Here is a 9,754-nt window from a genome sequence, read left to right as displayed (position 1 = left end):
GAAACCGTTCGCGCCTAGTCGCTCTATCAGCTAGTTACTTGGTTATGTACTTCGCTTAATGCAATTTTATGCTTCATTTCTTCTTCATACCACAGCGCCATAAAACACTCAGTGAGCTTATGCTCTATGTCCAGTGCCTGCTCGGTTGGGCAAAATAGCGTAAAGCGGGCTCTAAACTCACCCAATTCGGTTGTTCCAAAATGTATTTCTGGTGCTGGGCCCGATATTTTTGCATCTAGTTTTCGCTCAATAATCGAGTTGTAACGAGTGGCGAGTTCTTCAAACTCCTCACAATACATTTTAGCTTTTACCGAGAGCGTGTCGTAAATTGGGTAAGGGTTAAAGCTCTCTTTTCGAACAATAGAAAAGCTATGTGTTGCAAAGCGTTTTACATAATTTAGATTTTTAATTGGGCTGGTGATGAGTTTATTATTAGGTATGTAAATCGTTTTTCTTGAAAACTGATAAGTATGCATGTCGATTTCATGCATGGTTGTTTTTATCCAGTCTGTTTCTGCTACTTCACCGCAATATTCACCGACTTGCACCCAGTCGCCGACTCTAAATGGACGTGTGGTGACTAAGTAAAAAAAGCCAATAACACATTGAATAAACTCGCGCGTAGCTAAAACAATGGCAACCGCAAAGGCCGCAATAGATAACGCAAAATTTTGAATTTCAGTCGACCACACAAACAACAGCGACAGCACCAACACAAAATTAATAAAATGCTTAATGTTATGTGCAATGTAGCGAATATCTTTGTCTTTTTTTTCTGCGCGGTTTCTCGCTAATTTATCAACAAGTACTTTTAATCCAAGTGCAAAACTAAGCATAACAATTGAAACAAGAAACGGGTGTAGCAATATATCAGTAATCATAATATCCAGTTGTAGGTATGTTGATAAACACACGCTAGTATATTGAGTTATTTAGCTAATAAGCAAATTTAACCTTAATAAAAAAGCCCCTTAGCACATATGTGTAAGGGGCTTAACGTTATTAAATTAGTAAATAACCTGAACTCTGGTTAAGCGATTTATTATCCAGAGTTTAGGTTAAATAGCTTAGCGCATAGTAACAAACTCTTCAGAGCCTGTTGGATGAAGTGCAACAACTGCATCAAAGTCAGCTTTAGTTGCGCCCATTTTCATCGCTACGGCAAAGCCCTGAATCATTTCATCAACTGCAAAGCCAAGGCCATGTAAGCCAACTACTTTTTCGTCTTCTCCTGCGCAAACTAGCATCATGTTACATGCTTGTCGGTGCTGAGTTACCGCTGTGTACATAGCTGCAAAGCTTGATTTATACACTTTTACGTTTTCTGCGCCGTACTGAGAAATCGCTTCTTGCTCGGTTAAACCAATGGTACCGATAGGCGGATGACTAAATACGACTGTTGGTACTAGGCTGTAATCCATTTTTAAATCATCAGGGAGTGCTTTATTAAATAAGCGTTCTGATAACGTACGGCCTGCTTTAACTGCAACAGGAGTAAGCTCAATACCGCCTTCAATAATATCACCCACTGCATAAACGTTTTTAGCAGTCGTATTTTGGTACTCATCTACTTTCACATAACCGCTTTCATTTACTTCTACACCGGCTGCTGCAAGGTTTATCTTGTCTGTTGTAGGTGTGCGGCCAATGGCCCAAATAACCTGATCAACATTTTGGCTGTAACCGTTTTCAAAATGAATAGTTAAACTGCCGTCACTTTCTTTGATTACTTCTTTAGGGGAGCATTCAGTATGAAGAGTCGGACCTTCTTTAGCCATAATATCGACGAGCGTGTCAATTATGTAGGGGTCAAATGTACGTAGAGGCTTACTTTTACGCACGAATAAATGTGTTTCTGTGCCTAAACTATGTAATACACCTGCAATTTCTACGGCAATGTAACCTGCACCGATTACAGCTACGCGTTTAGGCTGTTCATTAAGTTCAAAAAAGCCATTTGAATCAATACCATGCTCAGCGCCCGGAATGTTTGGAATAGTAGGGCGCCCGCCTACAGCCACTAAAATATGATCGGCGGTGTAGTGTTCACCATTTACTTCTACTGTTTTGCTGTCAATAAAGGTAGCAAAGCCTTTAATAACGGTAACGCCATTACTTGCTAAACCGTTGTCGTACCCTTTATGAATTCGGCCAATGTAGGCTTCACGACTTTCTACTAGCTTGCTCCAATTAAAGTCTTTTACCTCAACGTTAAAACCGTAATCGGGTGCATATAAGTTAATTGCTTCGGCTACTTGTGCGCCGTGCCACATAACCTTTTTAGGCACACAGCCTACGTTTACACAGGTACCACCCATGTGTTTTGCTTCAATAAGTGCCACTTTAGCACCGCGCATTGCAGCTCTGTTTGCAGAAGCAATACCACCGCTGCCACCGCCAATTGCAATGTAATCAAAGTGTTGTGTCATTTTAAGTCCTTAGGCGTTGAGTTTTATGCGCATAAGCATAACATTAAGTTTTAAAAATAAAGAGTGTTTAGATGACCTATGTTGAGTAAAAAAACATTCACATTTACAGCCTTATCGATATAAAACGATACGTTAAGTCAGTACCAAACAGAATATCTGCAGTACGTAACCGGGCTCGCTTTAGATTGCATTCCCTGTAGGCATTTCATTATTACCGAGCCTAAAAGTAGTTATTAATGGCTTTTGAATAGCTAGATTAATAAAAAGTATGTTGTTTTTTAACTTTTAGACCCAATCTAAAAATGAAATGCATTAACGCAAAGAGAGTATTTATGAGCAACCCACTAATTGGCCTTGAAGGCTTACCACCATTTTCTAAAATTAAGCCTGAATTTGTAGTACCGGCACTTAAAGACGGAATAGCAAATTGTCGAAAAGCCATCGATGACGTACTCGCGAAAAAGTCATACACGTGGGATGACTTAGTGTTACCACTTGAAGAGGCCGACGATAAACTATCGCGACTATTTTCACCTGTTTCTCATTTAAATTCTGTTATGAATAACGACGAACTGCGTGAAGCATACGAGCAGTGTTTACCGCTTATTTCTGAATACTCTACGTTTGTCGGTCAGCATCAAGGTTTATACGAAGCGTATAATGCTTTGCACAACAGTGACGAATTTAAAACGCTCACCACAGCACAACAAAAATCAATTACTAACGCCTTGCGTGACTTTAAATTGTCGGGTATTGCATTAGCGAGCGAAGATCAAAAGCGTTACGGCGAAATTAGTGCGCGTTTATCTGAGCTTTCATCTAAGTTTGGTAACAATGTAATGGATGCGACTTTAGCGTGGCACAAGCACATTACTGATGAAGCCGATTTAGCCGGACTCCCCGAGTCTGCACTAGCGCTTGCTGCTGACACAGCCAAAAGTAAAGAGTTAGACGGTTGGGTATTTACGCTTGATTTTCCATCTTACTTGCCAATTATGACTTACGCTGATAATCGTGAACTTCGTAAAGAAACCTACACCGCATTTAGCACACGCGCATCTGATCAAGGCCCAAATGCGGGTGAGTTTGATAACTCAGACATTATGAAAGAAGCACTTGCACTTCGCCATGAGCTTGCGCAGTTATTAGGGTTTAAAAGCTACGCTGAAAAATCATTAGCAACAAAAATGGCTGAAACACCAGAGCAAGTGTTTTCGTTCTTAGAAGATTTAGCCGCTAAATCTAAGCCGCAAGCAGAGCAAGAAGTGACAGAACTCAGAGCGTATGCAGCACAAAAACACGGAATTACAGAGTTAGAAGCGTGGGACTTTGGCTACTATGGCGAAAAACTAAAACAAGAAAAATACGCAATTTCTGATGAAGTACTACGTCCTTATTTTCCTGCTAATAAAGTATTGAGTGGCTTATTTGAAACAGTTAACCGCTTATTTGGCATTAGCGTAAACGAAGTAACCGATTTTGACACATACCACAAAGATGTGCGCTTTTTTGAAATTGTTGATAGCAATAACACGCTACGAGGACGTTTTTACTTAGATCTTTACGCACGCGATCGCAAACGCGGTGGCGCGTGGATGGACGATTGTATGGGTCGTAAGGTACGCGCTAATGGCGAGTTACAAACCCCTGTAGCTTATTTAGTATGTAACTTTAATAAAGCAGTAGGTGATAAACCAGCTTTGTTTACCCATAATGAAGTAACGACTTTATTCCATGAGTTTGGCCACGGTATTCACCATATGCTGACTCAAGTTGATGCTGCTCCCGTAGCAGGTATTAATGGCGTAGCATGGGATGCCGTAGAGCTACCAAGTCAGTTTTTAGAGAACTGGTGTTACGAGGAAGAAGCGCTGAGCTTTATTTCGGGCCATTTTGAAACCGGCGAGCCATTACCAAAAGAATTGCTTGATAAGTTATTGGCCGCTAAAAACTATAACTCAGGCATGCAAATGCTGCGTCAAATTGAGTTTTCGTTATTTGATTTTAAAATTCATAACGATTATGTCGCGGGCGAGCCGTGTCAAATCCAAGCTGTATTAAACGATGTGCGCAGTCGTACATCGGTTGTTCACGCTCCAGAGTTCAATCGTTTTCAGCATGGATTTAGCCATATTTTTGCGGGTGGTTATAGCGCCGGTTATTACTCGTACAAATGGGCTGAAGTATTATCAGCCGATGCTTACGCTAAGTTTGAGGAGGAAGGAATTTTTAACCCACAAACAGGGCAAGCCTTCATGCAGCATATTCTAGAAAAAGGCGGCAGTGAAGAGCCTATGGAATTATTTAAAAACTTCCGAGGCCGCGAGCCACGCGTTGATGCGTTACTCCGCCACAGTGGTATAGCAGCTTAAAAATATGTCGTTTATTAAATTTAACAAAAGCGCCTTTTAGGCGCTTTTTTATTGTTTTTAGATAATAGGTTATAAACGTTAGTAATTTCAGCACGCCGTACTATGCTCTAAGCATACTCAACTAAACGGATTTGTGTATGGAAAAGTTAGTACTTACCATTGATGACGATAAATTAACCCACCTTATTATTGAAGAGTCTCTAGCTGGGTTTTGTAAACTTCTTCATGCTAAAGAGGGCGAGGAGGGGCTAAGGTTAATAAACGAACATAAACCCGATATTATCCTTCTCGACATAGAAATGCCGGGTAAGTCGGGTTATCAAGTCTGCCAAGAAATAAAACAAAATGCCGATACAAAAGATATTCCGGTTATGTTTTTGTCATCAAAAGAAGCGCTTATCGACCGAGTGAAAGGTTACAGCGTTGGTGCGTCTGACTACATAATGAAACCGTTTAATGCACAGGAGCTAATGGCGCGTATTAAAATACTTTATGCGTATCGTCAGCAGTGCGTCAAACTCGAAAGCGACATAAACAAAGCCAATAAAACGGCTGCAATGGCGATGACCGAGTCGGGAGATATGGGTCGAATTATGCGCTACGTTGGACAAAGTTATCATGCCAACAGCTTACAAACGTTGAGTGAGTTCTTCTTAGGGTTTTTTACTCCTCTTAATTTGGATGTAGTGGTTGTATTTTGGTATCAACATAAAAGTGAATTTTACAGCTTACAAGGTGGTGTATGCCCACTAGTGCAGGAGTTATTGGCGCAACATAAAGATGCACAGCGGTTTGTTGATATAGGCGAGAGCACTATTATTAATTACCCAAAACTATCGTTGCTGGTTAAAAATATGCCCGTCGATGAGAGCGAAAAATATGGGCGTTATAAAGATTTGTTTCCTCATATTTTAGAGGTTACTAATGAAAAGGTCGTTACTATGGAAAGAAACGAAAAAAATTACCAGCAAGCTGAACAAATTAGCACGGCACTGGAAGATATAATAAGCCAGTTTAATGCTCAAAATATCACGCAAAGTACTGTAGCAGAGCAGTTTTGTGCACAACTAGAGGCATTAAATACAGCTATTGAGCTTCAAAAGAATAATTTAAACCCCGCTGATTTTGATTCATGTATATCGCAGCTCGAACATACTATGCAGTTACTGGTGTCTGCCAATAGCGATTTAGCGTTTATAAAATATCAGTTTGAGCAAGTAACACAAAGCCGCAGTGAGTTTTTACAGAGTTTACGCCATAAAGTTGAAGACATTGAGCCTGCAATTAACCAAGACCCTGACATAGAGCTATTTTAGTGCGCTTAAGCTCGCTGGTTGATATACTCTGACGGTATTTTATCGTCGGAGTGTATTGTGGTTATTCAGTGTGCCTTTAAAGAGTGTCGCCCGTATTTAAATGAATTAGAAACGCGTTTTGGTTTAGTAAATTGGCAACAAAATAGCCAAGGTTTTAGCCTGCACTATGACGATACAGGGCTGAGTTTATTTAAAACTGATGAACCTAAGTTAGGTGCCATTAATGTTGATTTTGTTACCGGAGCAGCCGCTCACAGGCGAAAATTTGGTGGCGGTAAGGGGCAAGCTATTGCAAAAGCGGTTGGTCTTAATAAAGGGGCAACGCCTGTAGTACTTGATGCAACCGCAGGTTTGGGCCGCGATGGCTTTGTATTAGCATCATTAGGGTGCAAGGTTATTTTACATGAGCGTCATCCGGTGGTTGCTGCACTGCTGGCCGATGGTTTAAACAGAGCTTACAGCGACAGTGAAATTGGCCCTTGGATGAAAGACAATATGAGCTTAGTGTTTGGCTCCAGCCATACGTTACTTGCCCAATGTGAAAGCATGCCCGATGTGGTTTATCTAGATCCTATGTTCCCACACCGTGAAAAGTCAGCCTTAGTAAAAAAAGAAATGCGCGTATTTCAAGAGTTAGTAGGTGCAGATACCGACGCTGATGATTTACTTGAATTTGCCTACCCACTTGCTAGCAAGCGAGTGGTGGTTAAGCGCCCTGATTACGCCCCGTTTTTAAATGACAAAACCCCCAGTATGCAAATTAAAACTAAAAAGAACCGTTTTGATGTGTATGTAAAAGCGGCCATGGTTTAAACACCCTTATCAGGTATGTTGATCGGGTTTAAGGATCTAGGATCTTTTTAAGCTTTTATGTTAGAATTCGCGCAATTTTTTGGCATTAGTAAGAAGCACAGCAATGATCTTAGACGATATTCGCGTTGTTTTAGTTAACACATCACACTCAGGTAATATAGGTTCGGCGGCTCGCGCAATGAAAACAATGGGTTTATCAAAACTCTATTTAGTTGATCCTGCTTGTGAAATTGATAGCCATGCAAGTGCGTTATCTGCAGGTGCCAGCGATGTATTAGGTAATGCAGTGATTGTTGAAAAGCTTGAAGATGCTATTGCTGATTGTGCATTAACCATTGGTACAAGCGCACGTTCGCGCACGCTTTCATGGCCTATGGTTGAGCCTCGCGAGTGTGGTGAAAAGCTGGTGGCAGAAGCTGAAAATGGTCCTGTGGCATTAGTGTTTGGCCGTGAAAACAGTGGTTTAACTAACGAAGAGCTACAGCTGTGTAATTATCATGTATGCATTCCAGCTAACCCAGAATATAGCTCGCTAAATCTTGCTATGGCTGTGCAAACTTTGTCTTACGAAACACGTATGGCATTTTTAAATAAGCAACCTAAGCAAGAAGCACAAGACGACACCGTTTACCCTAACTCAAAACAAACAGAGTTATTTTACGATCACCTAGAAGAAACACTTTATAACACAGGTTTTATTATCAAACAGCACCCAGGCATTGTGATGACAAAGCTTCGTCGTTTATTTAACCGTGCACGCCCAGAAGAGGCTGAAATGAATATTTTGCGCGGTATTCTTACCTCTATAAATAAATCGATTCCTAAGTAAGGTATAGCAATTAGTTATATAAACGGGTGTTTAAATGACTGGCTAATACTTGACTAAATTACTCAGGTAATTACAATGGAGACAATACTTGACCAAACAGGTCAGGTATTAAAAATTTGTTAACTACATTCACTTTGAGCGATATGTTTTTAAATCAAATTTTTATCAAGTGATAATACTTGACTAATTTACTCTGGTAATTAAAATTTGCACTCTTTGTGCAGGGGGCGTTATGAAATTAACATCAAAAGGCCGATATGCCGTTACAGCGATGCTTGATGTTGCGCTGCACACAGGTGTTGGTCCTGTCGCCCTTGCTGATATTTCACAGAGACAAGAAATTTCTTTGTCATACCTTGAACAATTATTTGCTCGGCTGCGTAAAAATGGCTTGGTAAGTTCGGTTCGAGGGCCTGGTGGCGGCTATTTACTAGGGCGAGAAGCCGGTGTTATTTCTGTTGGTGACATTATTACCGCAGTTGATGAATCGGTTGATGCAACACGTTGCCAAGGCGCCAACACTGGCTGCCAAAGCGGTATGCGCTGTTTGACCCATAATTTGTGGTCAGATTTAAGCGCACGTATAGAAGAATTTTTGAACAGTATTACCCTTGCTGAATTGGTGGAAAAATCAGATGTGAAAGAAATTGCATCGCGCCAAGATAACAGTATCAATAACGCAATTAAGCAGTTGGAAAACATTCAAGTAAGCTGTCAACTTTAAGGTTGACCTGCAGCGGAGAGAGAAATGAAGTTACCGATTTATTTAGATTACGCAGCAACCACGCCTGTTGATGAGCGTGTTGCTAAAGAAATGATGCAATGCCTTACAATGGACGGTAAATTTGGTAACCCTGCATCACGTTCACACCGTTTTGGTTGGCAAGCTGAAGAAGCCGTTGACCAAGCACGTACAGATATTGCTGATTTAGTAAATGCAGACCCACGTGAAATTGTGTTCACTTCGGGTGCAACTGAATCAAATAACCTAGCTATTAAAGGTGCAGCACAGTTTTACAAAAAGAAAGGTAAGCACGTTATTACCGCTAAAACTGAGCACAAAGCAGTCATCGACACATGTCGTGAATTAGAACGTCAAGGTTTTGAAGTAACCTATATGGACGTTGAAGAAAATGGCTTGCTTGATCTGCAAAAGCTAGCAGACACAATGCGTGACGACACAGTACTTGTCAGCATCATGCACGTGAATAACGAGCTAGGTGTAATTCAAGACATCGCGACGATTGGCGAAATGTGTCGTGAACGTAAAATCATGTTCCACGTAGATGCTGCGCAAAGTGCAGGTAAAGTACTTATTGACGTACAACAACTTAAAGTTGATTTTATGTCGTTCTCTGCGCACAAAGCATACGGCCCTAAAGGTGTAGGTGCGCTTTACGTTCGTCGTAAACCACGTGCTCGTTTAGAAGCGCAAATGCACGGTGGCGGTCATGAGCGTGGTATGCGTTCGGGTACACTTGCAACTCATCAGTTAGTGGGCATGGGTACTGCATTTAGAATCGCAAAAGAAGATTTTGAAAAAGATTTTGCACACATCAGCGCATTACGTAAACGCCTAATCGACGGCATTATGGCTGATATGGACGAAGTATATTTTAACGGCACACAAGACCAATCAGTACCGGGTATTGTAAACATCAGCTTTAACTTTGTTGAAGGTGAATCGTTACTTATGGCAGTAAAAGACATTGCGGTATCGTCAGGTTCAGCCTGTACATCTGCAAGCTTAGAGCCTTCTTATGTTTTACGTGCACTTGGCCGTAACGACGAACTAGCACACAGCTCAATTCGTTTCAGTATTGGTCGTTTTACTACCGAAGAAGAGATTGATTACACCGTTGAATTAATGAAAAACTCTATCGGTCGCCTACGTGAAATGTCTCCACTTTGGGAGATGCATCAAGAAGGTATTGATTTAGATTCAGTTGAATGGGCTCACCACTAATAATTAGTGGTGTAAGCACATACCCTAGC

The 9,754-nt window shown here is 41.0% G+C and carries 8 protein-coding genes; 6 read left to right on the top strand and 2 right to left on the bottom strand.

All coding sequences use genetic code 11. The annotated features are described in order from the left end of the window. Window positions 1-26: 26 nt before the first annotated feature. Together MTF67_RS03375 and gorA are read right to left on the bottom strand one after the other, a co-directional pair. The gene (locus MTF67_RS03375; protein ID WP_006793129.1) at window positions 27-881 is read right to left on the bottom strand and encodes a mechanosensitive ion channel family protein; all 855 of its coding nucleotides are present in this window, start codon (window positions 879-881) and stop codon (window positions 27-29) included. 186 nt (window positions 882-1,067) lie between these two features. Then, a complete protein-coding gene (gene gorA / locus MTF67_RS03370) occupies window positions 1,068-2,429 on the bottom strand; it encodes a glutathione-disulfide reductase (protein ID WP_006793130.1) in 1,362 nt (453 codons plus the stop codon). A 332-nt stretch (window positions 2,430-2,761) separates the two neighbouring features. On the opposite strand from gorA, the gene prlC reads away from it, so the two are divergent. The 6 genes from prlC (at window position 2,762) to MTF67_RS03340 (ending at window position 9,725) form a co-directional block, all read left to right on the top strand. Continuing rightward, window positions 2,762-4,801, top strand: coding sequence for an oligopeptidase A (gene prlC, locus MTF67_RS03365; protein ID WP_248518699.1), 2,040 nt, complete (start codon window positions 2,762-2,764; stop codon window positions 4,799-4,801). Window positions 4,802-4,938: 137 nt separating this feature from the next. Then, on the top strand, window positions 4,939-6,117 hold the full coding sequence (locus tag MTF67_RS03360) for a response regulator (RefSeq protein WP_248518698.1): 1,179 nt from the start codon (window positions 4,939-4,941) through the stop codon (window positions 6,115-6,117). 57 nt (window positions 6,118-6,174) lie between these two features. Next, a complete protein-coding gene (locus MTF67_RS03355; RefSeq protein ID WP_006793133.1) occupies window positions 6,175-6,930 on the top strand; it encodes a class I SAM-dependent methyltransferase in 756 nt (251 codons plus the stop codon). 103 nt (window positions 6,931-7,033) lie between these two features. After that, window positions 7,034-7,759, top strand: coding sequence for a tRNA (cytosine(32)/uridine(32)-2'-O)-methyltransferase TrmJ (gene trmJ, locus MTF67_RS03350; protein WP_058404652.1), 726 nt, complete (start codon window positions 7,034-7,036; stop codon window positions 7,757-7,759). A 232-nt stretch (window positions 7,760-7,991) separates the two neighbouring features. Continuing rightward, window positions 7,992-8,483, top strand: a complete 492-nt coding sequence (gene iscR / locus MTF67_RS03345) for a Fe-S cluster assembly transcriptional regulator IscR (RefSeq protein ID WP_006791973.1) — start codon at window positions 7,992-7,994, stop codon at window positions 8,481-8,483. A gap of 24 nt (window positions 8,484-8,507) precedes the next feature. Beyond that, complete coding sequence (locus MTF67_RS03340; RefSeq protein WP_006791974.1) at window positions 8,508-9,725, top strand: IscS subfamily cysteine desulfurase; 1,218 nt, start codon at window positions 8,508-8,510, stop codon at window positions 9,723-9,725. The last annotated feature ends 29 nt before the right edge of the window (window positions 9,726-9,754 follow it).

It is taken from the genome of Pseudoalteromonas sp. 2CM32C (assembly GCF_023161925.1).
Taxonomy (GTDB): Bacteria; Pseudomonadota; Gammaproteobacteria; order Enterobacterales; family Alteromonadaceae; genus Pseudoalteromonas; species Pseudoalteromonas marina.
Note: the sequence above shows the minus strand (reverse complement) of the source record. Positions and strands in the feature narration are given on the sequence as shown.